General features: G+C 71.2%; 19 protein-coding genes. 16 read left to right on the top strand and 3 right to left on the bottom strand.

All coding sequences use genetic code 11. The features are described from left to right. Positions 1–31: 31 nt before the first annotated feature. Both OG218_RS03050 and OG218_RS03045 read right to left on the bottom strand, forming a co-directional pair. The gene (locus OG218_RS03050; protein WP_328291729.1) at positions 32–616 is read right to left on the bottom strand and encodes a hypothetical protein; all 585 of its coding nucleotides are present in this window, start codon (positions 614–616) and stop codon (positions 32–34) included. Next, entirely contained in the window at positions 613–2,778 is a 2,166-nt protein-coding gene (locus OG218_RS03045) for a hypothetical protein (RefSeq protein ID WP_328291728.1), read from the bottom strand. The genes OG218_RS03050 and OG218_RS03045 overlap by 4 nt, the downstream gene beginning before the upstream one ends. A 422-nt stretch (positions 2,779–3,200) precedes the next feature. On the opposite strand from OG218_RS03045, the gene flgB reads away from it, so the two are divergent. From flgB to OG218_RS02965, 16 genes are all read left to right on the top strand, one after another. After that, positions 3,201–3,551: a flagellar basal body rod protein FlgB gene (gene flgB / locus OG218_RS03040; protein WP_328291727.1), complete on the top strand. Its 351-nt coding sequence runs from the start codon at positions 3,201–3,203 to the stop codon at positions 3,549–3,551. A gap of 49 nt (positions 3,552–3,600) precedes the next feature. Next, positions 3,601–3,996, top strand: a complete 396-nt coding sequence (gene flgC / locus OG218_RS03035) for a flagellar basal body rod protein FlgC (RefSeq protein ID WP_328291726.1) — start codon at positions 3,601–3,603, stop codon at positions 3,994–3,996. Between the two features lie 2 nt (positions 3,997–3,998). Beyond that, entirely contained in the window at positions 3,999–4,448 is a 450-nt protein-coding gene (fliE, locus tag OG218_RS03030) for a flagellar hook-basal body complex protein FliE (RefSeq protein WP_328291725.1), read from the top strand. Continuing rightward, a complete protein-coding gene (gene fliF, locus OG218_RS03025; protein ID WP_328291724.1) occupies positions 4,448–6,061 on the top strand; it encodes a flagellar basal-body MS-ring/collar protein FliF in 1,614 nt (537 codons plus the stop codon). Before fliE ends, fliF begins: the two co-directional genes overlap by 1 nt. A gap of 3 nt (positions 6,062–6,064) precedes the next feature. Next, entirely contained in the window at positions 6,065–7,090 is a 1,026-nt protein-coding gene (gene fliG / locus OG218_RS03020; protein WP_328291723.1) for a flagellar motor switch protein FliG, read from the top strand. Continuing rightward, on the top strand, positions 7,074–7,853 hold the full coding sequence (locus OG218_RS03015) for a FliH/SctL family protein (RefSeq protein ID WP_328291722.1): 780 nt from the start codon (positions 7,074–7,076) through the stop codon (positions 7,851–7,853). Before fliG ends, OG218_RS03015 begins: the two co-directional genes overlap by 17 nt. After that, the gene (locus OG218_RS03010; RefSeq protein ID WP_328291721.1) at positions 7,850–9,211 is read left to right on the top strand and encodes a FliI/YscN family ATPase; all 1,362 of its coding nucleotides are present in this window, start codon (positions 7,850–7,852) and stop codon (positions 9,209–9,211) included. The genes OG218_RS03015 and OG218_RS03010 overlap by 4 nt, the downstream gene beginning before the upstream one ends. After that, entirely contained in the window at positions 9,208–9,660 is a 453-nt protein-coding gene (locus tag OG218_RS03005; protein ID WP_328291720.1) for a hypothetical protein, read from the top strand. Before OG218_RS03010 ends, OG218_RS03005 begins: the two co-directional genes overlap by 4 nt. Next, positions 9,657–10,733, top strand: coding sequence for a transglycosylase SLT domain-containing protein (locus tag OG218_RS03000; RefSeq protein ID WP_328291719.1), 1,077 nt, complete (start codon positions 9,657–9,659; stop codon positions 10,731–10,733). The genes OG218_RS03005 and OG218_RS03000 overlap by 4 nt, the downstream gene beginning before the upstream one ends. After that, positions 10,730–12,652: a flagellar hook-length control protein FliK gene (locus OG218_RS02995; protein ID WP_328291718.1), complete on the top strand. Its 1,923-nt coding sequence runs from the start codon at positions 10,730–10,732 to the stop codon at positions 12,650–12,652. The genes OG218_RS03000 and OG218_RS02995 overlap by 4 nt, the downstream gene beginning before the upstream one ends. Before the next feature lie 88 nt (positions 12,653–12,740). Beyond that, a complete protein-coding gene (locus OG218_RS02990; protein ID WP_328291717.1) occupies positions 12,741–13,538 on the top strand; it encodes a flagellar hook capping FlgD N-terminal domain-containing protein in 798 nt (265 codons plus the stop codon). A 68-nt stretch (positions 13,539–13,606) separates the two neighbouring features. Continuing rightward, a complete protein-coding gene (locus OG218_RS02985; protein ID WP_328291716.1) occupies positions 13,607–14,968 on the top strand; it encodes a flagellar hook protein FlgE in 1,362 nt (453 codons plus the stop codon). A 227-nt stretch (positions 14,969–15,195) separates the two neighbouring features. Next, complete coding sequence (locus OG218_RS02980) at positions 15,196–15,507, top strand: flagellar FlbD family protein (RefSeq protein WP_328291715.1); 312 nt, start codon at positions 15,196–15,198, stop codon at positions 15,505–15,507. A gap of 3 nt (positions 15,508–15,510) precedes the next feature. Further along, entirely contained in the window at positions 15,511–16,284 is a 774-nt protein-coding gene (locus OG218_RS02975; protein ID WP_328291714.1) for a motility protein A, read from the top strand. Next, a complete protein-coding gene (locus tag OG218_RS02970) occupies positions 16,284–17,300 on the top strand; it encodes an OmpA/MotB family protein (protein WP_328291713.1) in 1,017 nt (338 codons plus the stop codon). The genes OG218_RS02975 and OG218_RS02970 overlap by 1 nt, the downstream gene beginning before the upstream one ends. A 33-nt stretch (positions 17,301–17,333) precedes the next feature. Further along, on the top strand, positions 17,334–17,843 hold the full coding sequence (locus OG218_RS02965; RefSeq protein WP_328291712.1) for a flagellar basal body-associated FliL family protein: 510 nt from the start codon (positions 17,334–17,336) through the stop codon (positions 17,841–17,843). Positions 17,844–17,906: 63 nt separating this feature from the next. Here OG218_RS02965 and OG218_RS02960 read toward each other — a convergent pair whose 3' ends face one another. Continuing rightward, positions 17,907–19,052, bottom strand: a complete 1,146-nt coding sequence (locus tag OG218_RS02960; protein ID WP_328291711.1) for a hypothetical protein — start codon at positions 19,050–19,052, stop codon at positions 17,907–17,909. Positions 19,053–19,084: the final 32 nt, after the last annotated feature.

Here is a 19,084-nt window from a genome sequence, read left to right as displayed (position 1 = left end):
CTGCATGATCACGGCTTCTCGGTTCAGCGGGTCACTGCTGGATGAGGTAAAGCTCCAGCTGGACGACCCCGGCCTGGGGGGCGTCGGCGTTCACGGCCCGCCAGAAGTCGCGCTTGCCCGACCCGGTGAACACGTTCGGGGCGGCGACGTCGAGCTGGGCGTTGACCCGGCGGGCCAGCGCGGTGCCCGCACCGGGGGTGCCGGCGGTGCCGAAGGTCAGCACGAACGCGGCGCGGCGTCCCTGGGCGGCGAGGTCACCGACGGCCCCGGCCACCGAGGCGCGGATCGCCTCGTCGTCGGCCCCGCCGACGTTGACGTCCAGCACGACCGGAGCCTGGGCGACACCGGCCGGCATCGTGGGTACGTCTACCGGGAGCGGCGCGGCGGTCACGGTGACCGTGGGGACCGGCGTGGGCGCCGCGGTCGGGGTGGCGGTGGGCGCCACCGTGGCCGCGACGGCCGTGGCCTCCCCGACCCCGGCGTGCACGGCACCCCCGGCGGCGAGACCGATGATCGTGAGGGCCAGGAGGGCGTCGGCGAACACCCAGCCCGCGAGGCCGATGGCGGCGTTCTCCTTGTTCCGCGGGCGCAGCGCGCCGCGGCCGTGGCGCCTCACTGGCCGGCCCGGGAGTAGCGGCGGGCCGCGAGGGCCTGCAGCGTGCGGGGCGCGACCGCCACGAACTGCTCCTCGACCTCGGGCTCGGCCGCCCGGACCGGGCGGCGCTCCTCGACCCGGGGCTCGACCCGGGGCTGGGGTGCGCGCTCGACGCGCGGTTCGGGACGGGGTTCCTGACGTGGTTCCGGGCGCGGTTCCGGACGCGGTTCCTGACGGACGACCGGACGCTGGGCCTGCACCGGGCGACGCTCCGGAGCCGGCTGGACCGGAGGCTGCACGGGGGGGTGCTGGCGCTGCTGACGGGCGGTCGCGGAGGCGATCCGCTCGGGCAGGGCCTCGACCTGGTCGGAGAGGCGGTCCATCACCTGGTCGACGACGGTCCCGAGCCCCGACCCGAGGGTCTGGGTGAGGTCGTGGGTCAGCTGGCGGCTGGCGTCGCGGTAGGCGCGGTTGACCTGACGGACATGGTCGTCCTGGGCCATCGCGAGGGTCTCGGTGACGGCACCGGAGACGTCGTCGCGCAAGGTCGCACCGATGCTGCGCAGGGCGCGACCCGTCGCGTCGGCGTGCTCGTGCTGCACCTTCTCCATCCAGCGCGGGACCGAGCGCATGTCGTGTGCGGCCTCCACGAGGCGGTTCTCGATCCCGCGCCAGGAGTCGAGGACCTCGTTCTGGGTGGTGAGCAGGTCCGCGAGGCGCTCCTCGTGACGCACCCGGCGGTCGGCGGACTCGGCCGCGGTGGCCAGCACGCGACTGGCGGTGGAGAGTGCGGACTCCGCGGCGGAGGAGGTGCGCTCGACGTCGCGACGCAGCGTCTCCATCGTCTGCGCGGCGTGCTCGGCGGAGGCCGAGACGTGCTCGCTGAACGCCTCGCCGGTCATCCGGGTGACCTTCTCGACGCTCTCCACGACCGCGAGGTGCATCGTCTCCACCGATTCCTTCGCCGTGCTCGAGAGCGCGGCGACGTGGCCGGTGACCTTCTCGCCGAAGTCGGCGCTGTGCCGGGTCATCGCGGAGGCGGAGGTGGCCAGCTCGGCCATCGACTCCCGGGTGGCGCTGGAGAGCAGCTCGACGGAGGCGCTGACGCCCTCGACGGCGGAGAGGACGCGGTCGCGTCCCTGCAGACCCTCGCGCAGCGCCTCGGCGGTGCCCTCCCGGACCTGGCCGAGGTGGTGGACCAGCGTCTGCGTCGACTCCGCCAGCGTGCGGGTGTGCTGCTCGCGATCCGCCGCGATCAGCTCGCCGTGACGGCCGACCGCCGCGGTGACGGCGCCCTGCAGTTCCAGCGCGGCGCGGGCCACGTCGGCGCCGCCGGTGTTCGCGGCGTTCGCGGCGACGATGGCGGTCTCGCTGGAGGTGCGGACGGTCGCGACGAGGGCGGAGGTGTCGGCGTGCAGGCGGATCGTCTCCGCCACGAGGCGACCCAGCTCCGTCAGCCCGCGTTCGAAGTGCGCGCCGAGCTGCTCGGCGGCGTTGGCGCGGTGCGGCGCGAGGGCCACCGTGGCGCGTGCGGCGAAACCGCGCAGGAGTTGACGGTGGGACTCGTCCGCGCTCGCGGCCTGGACCTCGTCGGTGCGCTGACGGCGGTCGGTGGCGACGCTGATCGCGATGGCGCCGGCGATGAGCAGGACGGCCATCTCCGCGACGCGGTCCAGGGAGAAGAACGTGCGCCCGCCGAAACCGTCGAGCCACAGTTGCAGGAACGACTCGCCGTCGGCGGCCTCCCCGTCGGCGCTCATCCCGCCGTAGGCGCGGCCGGCGAAGAGCAGACCGACCCAGGTCACCATGACCGGGGCGAAGACGAGGATGGTGCGCAGCGAACCGGAGCGCAGGACGCTGCGGCGCTGGTCCAGCGGGGCGACGGCGGCGTCGACGTCGAAGACCTCGAAGAGGTCCGCGTCGGCCCAGCGGCCGAGGTGCCCCTCACCGCCGGTCGCGGCGGTGCGCAGGGCCGTGCTCAGCGAGGCGAGAGCGGTCGCGCGGTGCTGCGCGGGTTCGGCGGCGGCGAGCCCGTCCGCCTCGACGGCGAGCCCACCGAGTTCGGCGTCGCTGAAACGTTCACCGTCCGCCTCGGCCTGCGCGGCAGGGGAACGCTCGATCGAGTCGTAACCCTCCGCAGGGGCGGCGGTTCCCGCTGGAGTGCTCTCGTCCGCTGTGGTCATGGCCACTACCTCGGCGGGAGTCGGCGCGGACTTGAGCCGCTGGATCGGCCGATCGGGTGACACCCGTCCGGTCGCACCGGCAGTGGGCGGTGAGCTTCCCGCCCGACGGGGGCCCCTGCTCGGCTGCGCCCGAACCGGTGACGACGAGTACGAGGAGGAGCGCCCGGCAGGGCGTTCCCAGTCACTCAGGGTGCCTGCCCGTTCGTGTCAGCCGCCGAACGGGTGAACGGTGCGATCCCGTTCGGCGGACCTACCGGTGATCGGTGGCGTTTCGCACTCATCCGGGCTCAAGCCCCCGCCTGGATGGGCCGAAGGAGTGTGCAGGCCCCGGGGACCGCAACGGTCGCGCAGGGAGCACCCGAACACCTCGCACAACACCTCGCAAACGCAAGAGCCAGCAATCACCTACGGAGGGTGGCCTCGTGTCCGATCTCACCAGCGTCGCGCTGCACACGGCGTTGAACGGTCTGCAGGCGCGGCAGCGGGCCATCGCCGACAACATCGCCAACATCAACACGCCGAAGTACCTGGCGAACAAGGTGTCCTTCGAGAGCGAGCTGCAGAGCGCGGTCGCCAGCGGCGACGCGTCCTCGGCGCAGAGCTCGGGCATCGTCACGCAGAAGTCCCTGGAGCCGACTCGCGAGGACGGCAACAACGTCAACCTCGACGAGGAGACGATCTCCAACATCTCCACGAACCTCAGCTACCAGACGGTGCTCTCGGCACTGAACTCCAAGTACTCGCTGCTGCGCACCGCGATGAGCAGCCAATGACGGGGAACACCCCCTGACCCCCGTCCCCTGACATCCGGAGCGAAACCCCATGAGCATCTTCGACGCGATCGGCATCGCCGGCACCGGCGTCACCGTCAACCGCACGTGGATGGACGCCGTCAGCGACAACCTGGCGAACATCAACACCGCGACCAGGACGTCCGACCCCGCCTACGAGGCCAAGTACGTCGTCGCCACCGAGGCCGGAGACGGCAAGGGCACCCAGGTCGCCGGCATCGTCACCGGGAGCCCCGCGGGACGGATGGAGTACGACCCCACCAACCCCCTCGCCGACGCGCAGGGGTACGTGAAGTACCCCGACATCGACATGAGCACCCAGATGACGAGCCTGATGATGGCCCAGCGCGCCTACCAGGCGAACCTGCAGACCATCACGACGGCCAAGGAGGCCTACACGGCCGCCCTGCAACTCGGGAAGGCGTGAGCGTGAGCATCGAATCGATCGGCGCGATCGGGTCCTCCACCGACATCGCCAGCACCCTGGGAACCCTCGCCACCGGCTACGGCCAGGGCATCGCCGACACCGACAACGCGCAGATGACCTCCTCGATCGGGGGTGGGACCGGGGTCGGCTACACCGGCTCGGTCACCGGAACCCCCTCCGCCCTCGGGATCAGCGGCGTGGGCACCGACACCTCGGTCGACGGGACCTCGGGAACCGACTTCGCGTCCCTCCTGTCCGGTGGGATCGACAAGCTGCAGGGCCTGCAGTCCACGTCGGACGACCTGGCGGTGAAGGCCGCCACCGGTGACCTCACCAACGTCCACGACTACATGATCGCCAGCAACGAGGCCCAGCTGGCCACCCAGCTCACCGTCGCCATCCGCAACAAGGCAGTCGATGCCTTCAACGAGATCATGAGGATGCAGGTCTGATGGCCAAGGCCAAGGGAAGCGCGGCGATCGTCGAGAACGCCAAGAACTTCGTCTCCGGATTCCGGACCTTCTCGACCGGCCAGAAGGCCGTCGTCATCGCGGTGATCGCCGCACTCATCGGGGGAGCGGTCTTCTTCTCCCGCTGGGCCTCCACGCCCTCCTACACGCCGATGTTCTCGAACCTCTCGGGGACCGACGCGAGCGCCATCGTCGACAAGCTCACCGCCGACGGGGTGAAGTACCAGCTCAGCGACAACGGCGCGACGATCGCCGTCCCCGCCGACGTCGTCGACAGCGAGCGCCTGACGATGGCCGGCGCGGGGCTGCCCGCCGAGACCAGCTCCAGCACCGGGTCCACGCTGCTCTCCAAGCAGGGCGTCACCGCCTCGGAGTTCGTCCAGCAGCAGGCCTACCAGCAGGACCTGAAGGCGACGCTGGAGAAGACCATCGGCTCCATCGACGGGATCGACGCCGCCGTGGTGAACCTGGCCATCCCGCCGAAGGACGTGTTCCTCGACGAGCAGGACCCGGTGACCGCCTCGGTCCTGGTCAAGCTGCGCGCCGGCAAGACGCTGTCCAACGACAACGTCACCTCGATCGTCAACCTGGTCGCCGGCGGCGTCCCGGGCATGGACGCGAAGAACGTCTCCGTGGTCGACGACAAGGGCAACACCCTCTCCACCGACGGCACCGGTTCCAGCGCGCAGAACGAGAAGACCAGCGACTACAACACCGCTGCGACGGCCAAGCTCCAGACCTACCTCGAAGGCATCTACGGGGTCGGCAACGTCAAGGCCACCGTCAACGCGACGCTGAACTACGACGACAAGACCACCCAGTCGACGACGTACAGCCAGCCCACGACGATCGCGCCGCTGGCGCAGTCCAAGACCACCGAGACCTACAGCGGTTCCGGTTCCAACGCCGCCACCGGTGTCCTCGGCCCCGGCAACATCGCGGTCCCGACCGGCACCTCGACCGCCGGGACCGGCGGGTACTCCAAGGCCTCGGAGACCAACAACAACTCGATCGACCGGACCGACACCACCACCAAGCAGGCCCCCGGCAAGCTGGAGAAGCAGACGGTCTCGGTCGTCGTCAACGCCGGTGCGAAGGGTGCCGCCGGCGCCGCCGACATCAACCAGATCACCCAGATCGTCAACCAGGCGGCGGGGATCGACGCCACCCGCGGTGACGCCGTCTCCGTCGTCAAGACGGCCTTCGACACCACCGCCGCCACCGACGCCCAGGCCCAGCTGGCCCAGGCGAAGAAGGCCGACCAGCAGAACGCCTACATCGGCTACGCCAAGACCGCCGCTCTCGGGCTCCTGGTACTGATCATGCTGATCGTGATCCTCGTCGCCTTCCGCCGCCGCAAGGTGGAGACGGTGGACGTCCTGGACGTCGACCCCCTCCAGCTCGGTGACATCACCGGAGAGCTCAAGGAAATCGCGCCGGCTGTCGAAAGGCCGGTGGCGCTCGAAGCAGCACCGGTGGACCCGGCCCTGGAGGCCGCAGCCGCCCGCCGCACCGAGGTCGTCGAACTCGTCTCCCGCCAGCCCGAGGAAGTCGCGGAACTGCTCCGCGGCTGGCTCGCCGATCGGAGGTCCTGACCCGTGTCGTCCACCGAGCTCGAGGTCGCCCCCATGTCCGGGGCACAGAAGGCCGCCGTCCTGCTCCTGCAGGTCGGACAGGACAACGCCGCCAAGGTGCTGTCCCACCTGCGACCCGCTGAGATCGAAGAACTCACCGCGGAGATCCTCCGGCTCCGTGCGGTCTCCCCGGAGATCGCCGGCATCGTCCTGGAGGAGTTCCACGGGATGATCGCCTCGCCGCTGCGCGGCGGGCTCGGTGGCCTCGACTTCGCCCAGTCCCTCCTCGAGGGCGCCCTGGGTGCGGAGGGGGCCGCGGAGGTCCTCGGCCGCGTCGCCGAGGCGGCCGTGGTGCAGCCCTTCCAGTTCCTGCACCAGGCCGACCCGCAGCAGATCCTCACCTTCCTCACCGGTGAGCACCCCCAGACCATCGCCCTGGTCGTGGCGCACCTGCGCCCCGACCAGGCCTCGATGATCCTCGGTGGGCTGAGCGCGGACATGCAGGCCGACATCGCGCTGCGCATCGCCACCATGGAGGCGACCAGCTCCGAGTACGTCCGCCTCGTCGAGGACGTCGTCCAGCGCCGCACCTCCACCGTGCTCCAGGCGAAGACGAACTCCGCCGTCGGCGGCGTGCAGCCCCTGGTCGACATCATCAACCGCGCCGACCGCGGCACCGAACGCTCGATCCTGGAAGGCCTGGCGACCAAGAACTCCGCCCTGGCCGAGGAGATCCGCGCGCTCATGTTCGTCTTCGAGGACATCACGACCCTCGACGACCGCGCCATCCAGCTCGTGCTGCGCGGCGTCGAGACCGCCGACCTCGCCACGGCGCTCAAGGGCGTCACCGAGACCGTCCGGGACAAGATCCTCAAGAACGTCTCCGAACGTGCCCGGGAGAACCTCATCGACGAGATCGAGCTCATGGGCCCGGTCCGCATGTCCGCGGTCGAGGAGTCCCAGCAGAAGGTCGTCGCGATCATCCGGCAGCTCGAGGAGTCCGGTCAGATCGTGCTGACGCGCGGTGGTGACGATGACTTCGTCGCGTAACACCTTCTCGACTCCGTCGCGTGACACCTTCCAGGTCGCCGACACCAAGCCCACGACCACCCGCGCCCCGCGGGTGTTCGTGGCGGCCCCGGCCGCCGCCCCCGGGTTCGAGCGCGCCTTCACCGGCCTCGACCTGGGCGACCGCGAGGACAGCGACACCGCCCGCCGGGTCCGCGAACAGGCCCGCACCCAGGGCTACGCGGCCGGCTGGGCCGCGGGCATGCGCCAGGCGGCGGAGAAGGCCGCCGCCGAGCTCGACGCCCAGCGCGAGGCCGCCCACGCGGCGGCCCGCGCGGAACGCGAGGAACGCCGCGCGTCCCGCAACCGGGCCGAGGAGGCGCTCTTCGCGGCCGGGGAGGCGTTGCGGGCCGAACGGGAACCCTCCATCGGGGCGCTCGCCGACACCGTCCTCGAGCTCGCCCTCGAACTCGCGGGGGCCGTCCTGGACCGCGAGGTCAGCGCCATGGACTCCCCGGTCCAGGAGGCCGTCCTGCGCTCGCTGCGGCCGCTGGAGGGCGAGAAACCCGTCACCGTGCGCGTCAACCCCGCCGACTTGAGCGCCCTGATGGGTGACAGCCTCAAGGGTCGCCACGCTCTGGCCGATGCAGACCTCGTGAGCTACCAGTCAGACCCCACCGTCCAACCGGGTGACGCCGTCGCGCGCCAGGGTGACACCGAGGTGGACGCCGGCCTGCGAGCCAGCGTCTCCCGGGCCCTGGCCGCACTCGTGGGTGACGAAGGGCCTGCCGGAGTCCTGGCATGACCGCCTCCCTGGTGTCGGACCGCCTCGCGGCCGGCGTGCGCGAGATCCTCGCGCCGCAGGTCGCGCGGGCCGTCAGCGCCGCCGCCCCGGAGATCCGCGGCCGGGTCTCGGCCATCGTCGGGCTCTCCGTCGAGGTCGCCGGGCTGGAGGCCGCCGTCGGCGAGACCATCCGCCTCGGGGACGCCACGCACTCCATCCCCGCCGAAGTCGTCGCGGCGGAGGGCGGGAAGCTCCGCTGCCTGCCGCTGGGCCACCTCACCGGCCTCGCCGCCGGTGCCCCCGCCACCGCCACCCGCCGCCCCTCCGACGTCCCCGTCGGCGCGGCCCTGCTCGGTCGCGTCGTCGACGCGCTCGGCAACCCCCTCGACGGCGGCCCGCCGCTGCACGCCGCACCCCGCGCACCGCTGCACGCCACCCCGCCGCCGGCCATGACCCGCGGCCGCGTCGACGCACCCCTGTCCCTGGGGGTGCGCGCCCTCGACACCCTCGTGCCCGCCGGTCGCGGTCAGCGCTTCGGCATCTTCGCCGGTTCCGGCGTCGGCAAGTCCTCGCTGCTCTCGATGATCGCCCGCGGCACCTCCGCGGACGTCTCCGTGCTGGCGCTGGTCGGTGAACGTGGCCGAGAGGTCCGCGAGTTCCTCGAGGACGACCTCGGCCCCGAAGGACTCGCCCGCTCCGTCGTCGTCATCGCCACCTCCGACGAGGCCCCCGTGCTGCGCCTGCGCGCCGCGCTCACCGCGACCGCGATCTCGGAGTCGTTCCGCGACATGGGCGCCGACTGCGTCCTCATGATGGACTCCCTCACCCGCGTCGCCATGGCCCAGCGCGAGATCGGCCTCTCCGTCGGCGAACCGCCCGCGACCCGGGGCTACCCGCCCAGCGTCTTCGCCCTCATGCCGCGCCTGCTGGAACGCGCCGGCCCCGGGGTCACCGGGTCCATCACCGGGATCTACACCGTCCTGGTCGACGGCGACGACCACAACGAACCCATCGCCGACAGCGCCCGGTCCATCCTCGACGGTCACGTCGTGCTGGACCGCCGGCTCGCCACGGCCGGTCACTTCCCGACCATCGACGTCCTCGAGTCGGTGTCCCGCGTCGCCGGCCGCGTCACCACCCCCGAGCAGAAGGCCGCCGCGACGGCCCTGCGCCGGGTGCTGGCCGCCCACCGCGACGCCAAGGAGCTCATCGACGTCGGCGCCTACCAGCCCGGCGCGAACCCCGAGGTCGACGCGGCGGTGGCCCAGCTGCCCGCGATCAACGCGTTCCTGCGCCAGGACATCCACGACATCACCCCCGCCCCCCAGGCGTGGGCGCAGCTGCAGCAACTCGTCTCGACCTTCGGAGGACTGCAGTGAGTGCCACCAAGGCGATCATGGCGCTGCTCAAGCTGCGCAAGGTGCAGCAGGAACAGATCAAGATCGACGTGGCCGCCGCCAACGCCGTGCTGCGCAACGAGCAGAAGCGCGCCGCCCGCGTCCGCCACGAACTCGGCGAGGCCCACCTCTCCGACGAGACGATGGCCGCCTGGACCGCCGCCGTCGCCCGCCGCGCCGCCCTCGTCTCCGACCTCGACAACACCCGGGCCCTCGTCGCCCGCGCCGAGATCGACCTGGGGGAGAAGCAGGCCGCCTGGGCCCGCGCCCGCCGCGCCGAACGGTCCCTGGAACGCATCGTCGAACGCCACGAGATCGCCCAGGAACAGGCCGCGCTGCACGCCGACCAGAAGTCCCTCGACGACCGCACCGTCGCCGAGTTCGCCGCGAAGGCACGTCGCCGCGCCGCCCGGGAAGGGGATTCCGAATGAGCGTCGCCGAGATCCAGGCCCGCATCTCCGACATCGAGGCCCGCATCGCGCAGTTCTCCGGAACCGTTGCCGCGCAGGCCACCAAGACGACCGCGTCGGTCTCCTCGGTCGCGTCCAAGGCGTCGTCCTCGGTCTCCTCCGACTTCGCCGACCTGCTCTCCACCTCCGGCTCCGGCGCCTCGGGCATCGTCAACCGCGGACTGCGCACCCTCAGCTCCGGCGACACGGGGGAGAAGCTCCTCGCCGCGGCCAAGCAGTACACCGGCACCGCCTACAAGTGGGGCGGCACCACCCCCTCCGGGTTCGACTGCTCCGGCCTGATCCAGTACGCCGCCCAGCAGATCGGCGTCCACCTGCCGCGCACCGCGGCCGAGCAGGCCACCGTCGGCACCGAGGTGCCCTCGCTGGCCGAGGCCAAGCCGGGCGACCTCGTCGTCCTCGAGAACGGCCACCACATCGGGATCTACGTCGGCGACGGCAAGATGCTGCACGCGCCGAAGACGGGTGACGTCGTGAAGATCTCCAAGGTCTGGGAGACCCCCATGACCATCCGCCGCCTCGGGACGAGCGCCGCCACCACCGCGGCCGGGGTCGGCGTCGCCGCCGCCACGCTGCTCTCCGGCCTCGCCACCCCCGACACCTCCAGCTACGTGCGTCCCGCCTCGCTCTCGAGCGCTTCGTCGACCGCGTCGAAGTCCGCCCCGTACGAAGCCGCCTTCACCGCCGCGGAAGCGAAGTACGGCCTGCCCAGCGGATTGCTCAAGGCGGTCGCCAAGCAGGAGTCCGGGTTCAACGCCAACGCCCGGAGCGGTGCCGGCGCAACGGGTCTCATGCAGTTCATGCCCGCCACGGCCAAGAGCCTCGGCATCGACCCGAAGGACCCGTTCGCCTCCATCGACGCGGCCGGCAGGTACCTCGGGCAGAACCTCACGAAGTTCGGCTCCGTGTCGCTGGCGCTCGCCGCCTACAACGCCGGCCCGGGCAACGTCAGCAAGTACGGCGGCATCCCGCCGTTCACGGAGACCCAGAACTACGTCAAGAAGATCACCGCCGACCTCGGGAGTGCCGCGTGAGCAACAACCTGTCCGTGACGACGTTGCCCTACCCGACCGGCGCTCCGCGCGAACCCTCCCGTTCGTCCTCGTCGGACTCCAGCTTCGCGGACTCCTTCGGGCAGGCCGTGCAGGACCTGCGCACCACCGCCCGTGACCAGCGGGACGCGCGGGACTCCCGAGACGCCGGGGACTCCCGGGACGACTACGCGCGGACCTCTCCCGAGCGCAGCCCGGCCGGTGAGGACGCCCGCACCGACCGCCCCGCCGACGACCGCGTCACCAAGGCGGCCGAGCGCACCGAACGCCCCGAGCGTCCGGAACCCGGACACGAGAACCCCGTGAAGACGGGCAAGAAGGACGCCGCCACGGGGGGACGCCCCGAGGCCACGGACGCGACCACTGACAACGACAAGGTCACCGACGAGGTCACCGACGCGGTGACCGTCCCGACCGTCCCCGTCGACCCGTCCCTGCTGGGTCTGCCCGCCGCCCTGCGCGCCGTCCTCACCCCCCGGACCGAGGCGACCACCCAGCCCGCCACCCAGGCCACCGTCACGGCCACCGACGGGGTCACCGCGCAGCCCGTGCCCGCCGCGACACCCGTCGTCGCGCCGGTCGTGGGGGAGACCGCCCCCGCCGCGGCGCAGCTCCCGACGTCGACCCCGCCGGTCACCACGGCCCCCGCTCAGGCTCCTGCCGCAGCCCCCACCACCCCCGTCGCCGCCCAGGCCGTGCCGGCTCAGACCGCCGCACCCGTCGCGGTGCCCGTCCCCACGCAGGCCGCAGCCGCCGTCCCCGCCACCCCGGGCGACGCGGCGCTCGCCGCCGCCACCGTCACCTCGACGCCCGTGGCGCCGGTGACCCCGGCCGGGGTGCCCGCTCCCGTGCAGACCGCCGTCACCGGGTTGCCGCAGAACGTCGTGAAGAACGCCGTGCTGACCGACCAGCCCGCCGCGCAGAACGCCGGTCAGGCCATCACCTCCGTGGCGACGCAGCCGGTCGCGGCTGCCGCCGTGGCGGCGCCGACCCTCCCGGCCGCCGCCACCGCCGCCACCGCGAAACCCGTCGCGACCGACGTCCCGGCGCCGACCGCCCCGACCTCCGGGGCGCCAGCCGTGGCCGTCCCGACCGTCGCCACCGGCCAGTCGGGCGCCGACACCAGCGGTCAGCCCGGCCAGCAGCAGGGTCAGACCGGGCAGCAGCAGCCCGCCCCCCAGGTCGTCGCGGCGGCACCGCGCGCCGCCGCGGGGGAGGCACCCGTGCCGCAGCCCGTCGTGATGGCCGCGAGCCCGACCGTCGCGCAGCCCATCGCCGCACCGGTGACCGCCGCCGTTGCGAGGCCGCTCCCGCAGGCCGTCGACCCGAGCGCCACCGCGCTGCCGACGGCCGTCCCGACGCTCACCGGCACCGCGGCCACCGCCGCCCCGACGGTCGCCGCGGCCTCCACCCCGCCCGTCCCGCTGCCCCTGACCAACCCCGCCGCGTTCGCGCACGGGGTGGCCGGCCGCCTCGAGGACCTCCCCGAAGTCGACGCCGTGCACAAGATGACCGTCGAGGTCAGCCCGGAGGGCCTGGGGCCGGTGAAGATCACCGCCGAGGTCAGCGGGGGAGCGCTGCACGTCTCCCTCGCCGGCGCGTCCGAGGCCGCCCGCCACGCCCTGAAGGCCGCCGTCGGCGACCTGCAGCGGGAGCTGTCGGGCTCCGGGTTCACCCAGACCACCGTCGACGTCAGCACCGGTTCCGGTTCGCCGCAGGGCCGTTCGGCCGACGCGCAGTTCGGTGCGGGACAGCAGGGTTCCTCCCACGGGCAGCAGGGACAGCAGACTGGCTCCGGCCGCTCCTCGGGCGGGTCCCTCTTCGCCGCGGCCGCCGACGAACGTCGTGCGGCTCGTACCGCCGCCGCCGCTGCCGACGGGCGCCTCGACCTCAGCATCTGAAGCGTTCACCGCGGGATTCACCTGGCAGGACGCTGTGGATCCCTCACCTGGGTTAAAGGCCGTCACCCGTTCGACCGAAGGAGTAGGCATGACCATCGACGCGGCAAGCGGCTCCAACGCCTACACGTCCCTGATCGCCAACTCCGACGCCATGGCGGCGGCCTCGGCGACCAAGAACGCGAACGCCACGGACACCTCCGCCGTGGCGAAGGCGAAGACCAAGGACGACAAGGACATGTTCCTCAAGCTCCTCGTCGCCCAGCTCCGCTACCAGGACCCGTCGAAGCCCGCGGACACCACCGCCTTCATGGCCCAGACCGCGCAGTTCTCGGCGCTGGAAGCCATGCAGGACGTCGCGACCCAGTCCAGCACGATGGTGGCGGGTCAGAACAAGCTGCAGGCCAGCACCATGGTCGGGCAGACGGTGTCCTACACCGCCGAGGACGGCACGCTGAAGACCGGCGAGGTCAAGTCGGTCTCCTTCACGCAGGGATCGGTCGGCGGTACCAACGGCGAACCGGTCCTCAACGTGGACGGCACCAGCGTCGTCCTGTCCAAGGTCTCCGGCATCGGTGAGGCAGCGGCCATGGCCGCCGCCGCAGCCGCGGCGGCCAAGGCGGCGGCGGACGCGAAGGCAGCCGCCGACGCCAAGGCCGCCGGGGGTTCAGCCACCACGAGCCCGACCGTTCCGGGCGCGACCACCACGAGCCCGACCGTTCCGGGCGCGACCACCACGAGCCCGACCGTTCCGGGCGCCGCTGCGACTCCGCCCACGTCGACCCCGGTCACCGGATCGACCTCGAGCCCCACGACGGGGAACACCCCCGTGTCCGGCTCCACCGGGAGCACCCCGTCGGGTTCTTCGAGCCCGACGATCCCTGCCTGACCCGCTCCCGCTCGTCCCATCACAGTTCCCCGTCAGCCCCTCGAAAGGTCTGAAGCATGCTTCGCTCCATGTTCTCCGGTGTCAGTGGTCTCCGTGCGCACCAGACGATGATGGACGTCGTCGGCAACAACATCGCCAACGTCAACACGACCGGCTACAAGAGCGACTCCGTCGTCTTCGCCGACACGCTGTCGCAGCTGACCAAGGCCGCCGGCGCCCCCACGAACGCCAGCGGTGGTACGAACCCCTCGCAGGTCGGTCTCGGTGTCCGCGTCGACGCGATCTCGCAGAACATGACGCAGGGTTCGGCGCAGGCCACCGGCAAGGCGACCGACCTGATGCTGCAGGGCGACGGGATGTTCGCCATCCAGCAGGGCGACGGCACGTTCTACAGCCGCAACGGGTCCTTCACGCTCGACGCGAACGGGTCCATCGTCACCAACGACGGTGGGTACGTCATGGGCTGGAAGGCCGATGCGGCGGGCACGGTCAACACGAACGCGCAGATCGGGAAACTGGTCATCCCGTCCGACTCGGTCATGCCGGCCGTCGCGACGACCACCAGCACCCTCAGGGGCAACATCGACCGGACGTTCAAGACGCCGTCCACAGTTCCGACCGCCGACACCACGCTGCCGGGCGCCGCCCCGACCGCGCCGGACGAGAAGGTCCCCGGGACGGTCGTGACCACCGCGATCAACTCCTACGACGCCCAGGGCAACCTGTCCAAGCTGACCGTGACGTTCACCAACACGGTCATCCACACCCCGGCCGTCGGGTCGAACGCGGACAAGTACGCCCCGACCAACGACTGGAAGATGGTCATCACCGACGCCAACGGGAACGTCGTGAAGTCCACCGGCACCAAGGGCGCCTCAGCTGGTGCGTCGGCGACCGAGCAGGACCTCAGCTTCGACCCCAGCGGCGCCTCGTCGTCCGTCAAGCAGGTCTACCTGGCGGCCCCGGGCAGCCCGACCGGTCGTGAACTTTCGATCGACCTCACCGCGCTCACGGGCTACGTGGGTTCCTCCGGCGCCAGCAGCATCAACCCGACCACCGACGGCGCGCCGATCGGTACCCTCACCAGCTACGCGTTCGGCACCGACGGTGTCATCACCGGCAACTACTCCAACGGCTACAAGCAGACGCTGGGCCAGATCGCCATCGCGTCCTTCAACAACGCAGCTGGTCTGCGCAAGGAGGGGAACTCCCTCTACTCGGTGTCGACGAACTCGGGCAACCCCGTCTACGGCATCGCCGGTCAGGCCGGTCGCGGTGGGCTGCTCGCGGGCTCGCTGGAGATGTCGAACGTCGACCTCTCCTCGGAGTTCACCGAGCTCATCCTCGCCCAGCGCGGTTTCCAGGCGAACTCGAAGGTCATCACGGCCTCCGACGAGATCCTGCAGGACTTGGTCAACCTGAAGCGCTGACCCTGGTTCCGCCGCTGGTTCAAGAGCCGGCGCAGAAGTGCCGAACACCCTCCTGGAGCAACGCTCCAGGAGGGTGTTTTCGTTGCAGCCAGTGACGATCCTCGACGCATTAGCACGAACGGGTGTACCGCGCAACCCTCTCTCAGGTCTACGCCTCGCACGCCGATGGACTGGATGAACCAGCCCACGGACGGGCGCCCCACTCCACCGCCAAGGATGGAAACCCTGTGATCCTCGTGACTCGCCTCAACGGATCGGTGTTCGCCGTGAACCCCGACCTGATCCAGCGTGTCGATGCAACCCCTGACACGGTCATCACGCTCGTGGACGGCGCCAAGTTCGTCGTCACCGAACCGCTGGCCGAGATCATCGAGCGCGTCATGGCGTTCCGCGCGCGGGTCGTCGCGACCGCGCACTCCCTGGAGGAGACGGGGACCGCCGACGTCCTGGAGCTCCCGCACCACACCACCGAATCCACCCACAGCGACACGGACGGCGACCTGCCGGCCCCGGTCCCGCTGCACCGCAGGAGGCCCTGAGCCATGGACTTCGCAACCATCGGCGGGTTCATCGTCACCGTCGCCGCCATCCTCTGGACGCAGAACCACGAGGGTGGTTCGCCCACGGACCTCCTGCTGCCCGGCCCGCTCGTCATCGTCATCATCGGGACGGTCGGCGTCGGCTTCATGGGCGGCACGCTGAAGGACGGCATCGGGGCCTTCAAGTCCCTGAAGCGGGCCTTCCTGGGCAAGCCCAAGGACTCCGGCGCCACGGTCGGCGTCATCGTCAGCATGGCCGAGCGTGCGCGCCGTGAGGGCCTCCTGGCCCTCGAGGACGCCATCAAGGAAGTGGACGACGAGTTCCTCCGCGACGGCCTGCAGACCGCGATCGACGGCACCGACCCCGACGAGCTCTACGAGATCCTCAGCGCCCAGATCCAGGCCAAGAAGGCCGCGGACAAGCAGGCGGCCAAGATCTTCGGTGACATGGGTGGCTACGCGCCCAGCGTCGGCATCTGCGGCACCGTCATCTCCCTCACCGTCGTCCTCGCGAACCTGACCAACGCGGCGGCCCTCGGGCCGCTCATCGCCGGCGCGTTCGTCGCGACCTTCTGGGGGGTTGCCAGCGCGAACATCCTCTACCTGCCCCTGCAGAGCCGGCTGACCCGCCTCTCGGCCATCGAGACCGCGCAGATGGAACTGGTCGTCGAGGGCATCCTCGCCATCCAGGCGGGCTCCAACCCCCGCTCGGTCGCGAAGAAGCTCGAGAGCCTGCTGCCCCCGGGCACCGCGGTTCCGGACAAGAAGGCGGCCTGATGTCGGCGGCGCACAAGCGGCGTCACAAGCACGAGGAGCACGAGGAGCACGCCAACCACGAGCGGTGGCTGGTGGCCTACGCCGACATGCTCACCGTGCTGATGGCCCTCTTCATCGTCCTCTTCGCCCTCAGCCAGGTCGACCAGCTGAAGTTCGCGCAGTTCAAGGACGGTCTCACCAAGGGGACCGCCGCCTCCAACCAGGCGGTGTCCGGCAGCGCCGGGGTCCTGGACGCGACCAACGGCGACATGCCCATCGACATCAGCCCGAACTCGACCGGTCAGCCGTTGCAGCAGAGCATCTCCTCCGAGGTGAAGCAGGTCCTGCAGCGTCAGCAGACCGCTCAGACCCAGTCCGACCTCCAGGACGCCAAGAAGGAGGTCCAGGACTACCGCGAGATCGAGAAGCAGATCAACGACGCGCTCACCGCGAAGGACGACCAGGACCAGGTGACCTACCGGATCACCTCCGACGGGCTCATCGTCGGTCTGGTCGCCGACAACGTGTTCTTCGCCAACGCCTCCGCCGAGGTCGAGACCAAGGGCCGCGAGGTGCTGGACGTCATCGCGCCGATCCTGGCGAAGCTGCCCAACGACGTCGGGGTCCAGGGGCACACGAACTCTTTGCCGCTGAACGGGTCTCCGATCTACCGCTCCAACTGGGACCTCTCAAGTGCTCGGGCCAACACGGTCGTGCAGCGGTTCATCGCCGCCGGCATCCCCGCCACCCACCTCTCGAGCACGGGGTACGCCGACTCCCGTCCGCTGTACCCGGACGGGGACCCCAAGGCTCTGACGGGCAACCGTCGCGTCGACCTGGTCATCGCCTCCCCGAGTTCGGACGCCGTCAAGGCGCTCCTGCCCGAGGTCGCCGCCCAGACCGACACCGGCACAGGACCCAAGGAACTCACCGGCACCACCGACACCGCCGGTGCGAAGAACACCTCGAGCGTCACCTCCACCACCGACCTCGCCACCGACATCGCGCCGAACCTCGCCGCGAACGTCGCCCACTGACCCCCTGACGAACACGACCGAACGGAGTTCCCCATGGCCAAGGACAAGACCAAGGGCGACGGCGAGGCCAAGCCCGGCGGCAAGAAGAAGATGATCATCATCGCCGCGGGCGCGGCCGTCCTGCTCGCCGGTGGCGTGGGTGGTGGTGTCTTCTTCCTCACCAAGGGCGACAGCGCCTCCGCCGCGACGGCGACCCCCACGCCGACCCTCACCCCGGGTGACGTCACCGCGCTCGACCCGATCAGCGTCAACCTCGCCGACGGTCACTACCTGAAGATCGGCGTCGGGCTGCAGGGCGTCCTCGCCGCCAGCAGCGGCCACGAGGGCAGCAGCACCGGCCTCGACGGCTCCAAGGCCTACGACCTGATCATCAACGAGTACTCGAACCTGTCGATGAGCGACCTGGAGAACGCCGACCAGCGCAACCACTTCAAGGACGAGCTGCAAGGCAAGATCATCGAGGCGTACAAGACGCACGACGACAAGGGCGTGGCGACCGAGGGGGTCATGGGCATCTACCTGACCTCCTTCGTCATGCAGTGAGCTGAACCCCCACGAGGAAGGCCCCGGGCACCAGCGCCCGGGGCCTTCCCGCGTCTGCAGCGCTCACCCTCCGCTGGTCGTCGGGACGGTGAGGTAGAAGAAGTCCCGCTGATCGGGCTCGAGGTAGCGATCGGCCGGACGGGACATGTCGGGCAGCAGCTTCGTCGGCGTCGGCGTTCCCGACCCATCGGTCGGTTGCCAGCTGGCGAAGGACGCCATCCCGTGGTGCATGTCGAGTTCCATGGCGCGCACCGCTCCCGCGGTCACGAGGGCGTCGGTCAGGTGCACCAGGTCGAGGCCGTTGCCCGCGACGTAGACGGTGTCACCGCGCGCGTCGACCCCGAGACCCGACCGCCAGGTGAACTGCTTCTGGTTCCTCGACGTCCCCCACGCACCGTGCGCGTCGTCGGCGAGCCCGGGAACGGGACGACCGCCCTCGACGACCATCTGCAGGTTCTGCCGCGCGGCGAGGGTCGTCGGGCCGACGGTGACGTCGGAGCCGAGCCTCCCGACGTCCAGGTGTCCCCGCGCGTCGATCACCGCGGTGGCCAGGCCGTCGACGAGCGGTCGCGAGGACCGGCCCTGCAGCAGGAACCCGCCGGGAGTGTCCTTGAACTTGAACCCCGAGTTGAACGTCGCCAGCAGGTTCGGGACGTCGGTGGTGGCGACGCGGGCGTTCCCCGGCCAGGAACCCCGGTCCGGCTGGGTCGTCCCGGCGACGAGGTGGGCGACCGCTCCGGCCTCGATCCACGCGGCGCCGGCGATCACCTCAGGGTGGGCCGCGTCGGGTCGGAAGAACGTCGTCCAGAGGGCGGGGTTCCCGTCGGTCCCGGACCTCCCGGGGATCCACTGGTCCTCGCCGACGGCCTGCGGGACTCCCGGGATCACCGGTGGCACGACCTGGACCACCCGCACGACGTGCGTGCTGCCCGTCCCGGCCCGGACCGTCGGCGTCTGACCCGCCGGCACGTGCCGGGCGTACCACCAGTTCTCGGCGGCGTCGACGACCCGGCCACCCCCGTTGTCCCGCACCCACTCCACGGAGCGCGTCGCGAACGGAGCGGACCCCGGGTAGGTGAGGGCCTGCACGTAGGAGACGGCGGGGGCGGCGAGGACAGCAGCGGTGATCCCAGCCGTGACCAGCAGTCGGCGACGGCGGCGGGGGTGTCGACGGAGCGGTCGGTGGGGAGGGGAGTCGGCGGTGCTCATGGGCACACCCTGCTCCGGCGTTGTTGAAACTG

Origin of the sequence: Kineococcus sp. NBC_00420 (genome assembly GCF_036021035.1) — a bacterium.
Taxonomy (GTDB): domain Bacteria; phylum Actinomycetota; class Actinomycetes; order Actinomycetales; family Kineococcaceae; genus Kineococcus.
This window is presented reverse-complemented; position numbering and strand designations above follow the sequence as displayed.

Coding starts and splice junctions, on each gene's coding strand:
- OG218_RS03045 (WP_328291728.1), bottom strand. CDS start 2,778: ATGACCACAGCGGACGAGAGCACTCCAGCGGGAACCGCCGCCCCTGCG.
- flgC (WP_328291726.1), top strand. CDS start 3,601: ATGAGCATCTTCGACGCGATCGGCATCGCCGGCACCGGCGTCACCGTC.
- fliF (WP_328291724.1), top strand. CDS start 4,448: ATGGCCAAGGCCAAGGGAAGCGCGGCGATCGTCGAGAACGCCAAGAAC.
- OG218_RS03015 (WP_328291722.1), top strand. CDS start 7,074: ATGACTTCGTCGCGTAACACCTTCTCGACTCCGTCGCGTGACACCTTC.
- OG218_RS03010 (WP_328291721.1), top strand. CDS start 7,850: ATGACCGCCTCCCTGGTGTCGGACCGCCTCGCGGCCGGCGTGCGCGAG.
- OG218_RS03000 (WP_328291719.1), top strand. CDS start 9,657: ATGAGCGTCGCCGAGATCCAGGCCCGCATCTCCGACATCGAGGCCCGC.
- OG218_RS02990 (WP_328291717.1), top strand. CDS start 12,741: ATGACCATCGACGCGGCAAGCGGCTCCAACGCCTACACGTCCCTGATC.
- OG218_RS02985 (WP_328291716.1), top strand. CDS start 13,607: ATGTTCTCCGGTGTCAGTGGTCTCCGTGCGCACCAGACGATGATGGAC.
- OG218_RS02975 (WP_328291714.1), top strand. CDS start 15,511: ATGGACTTCGCAACCATCGGCGGGTTCATCGTCACCGTCGCCGCCATC.
- OG218_RS02970 (WP_328291713.1), top strand. CDS start 16,284: ATGTCGGCGGCGCACAAGCGGCGTCACAAGCACGAGGAGCACGAGGAG.
- OG218_RS02965 (WP_328291712.1), top strand. CDS start 17,334: ATGGCCAAGGACAAGACCAAGGGCGACGGCGAGGCCAAGCCCGGCGGC.
- OG218_RS02960 (WP_328291711.1), bottom strand. CDS start 19,052: ATGAGCACCGCCGACTCCCCTCCCCACCGACCGCTCCGTCGACACCCC.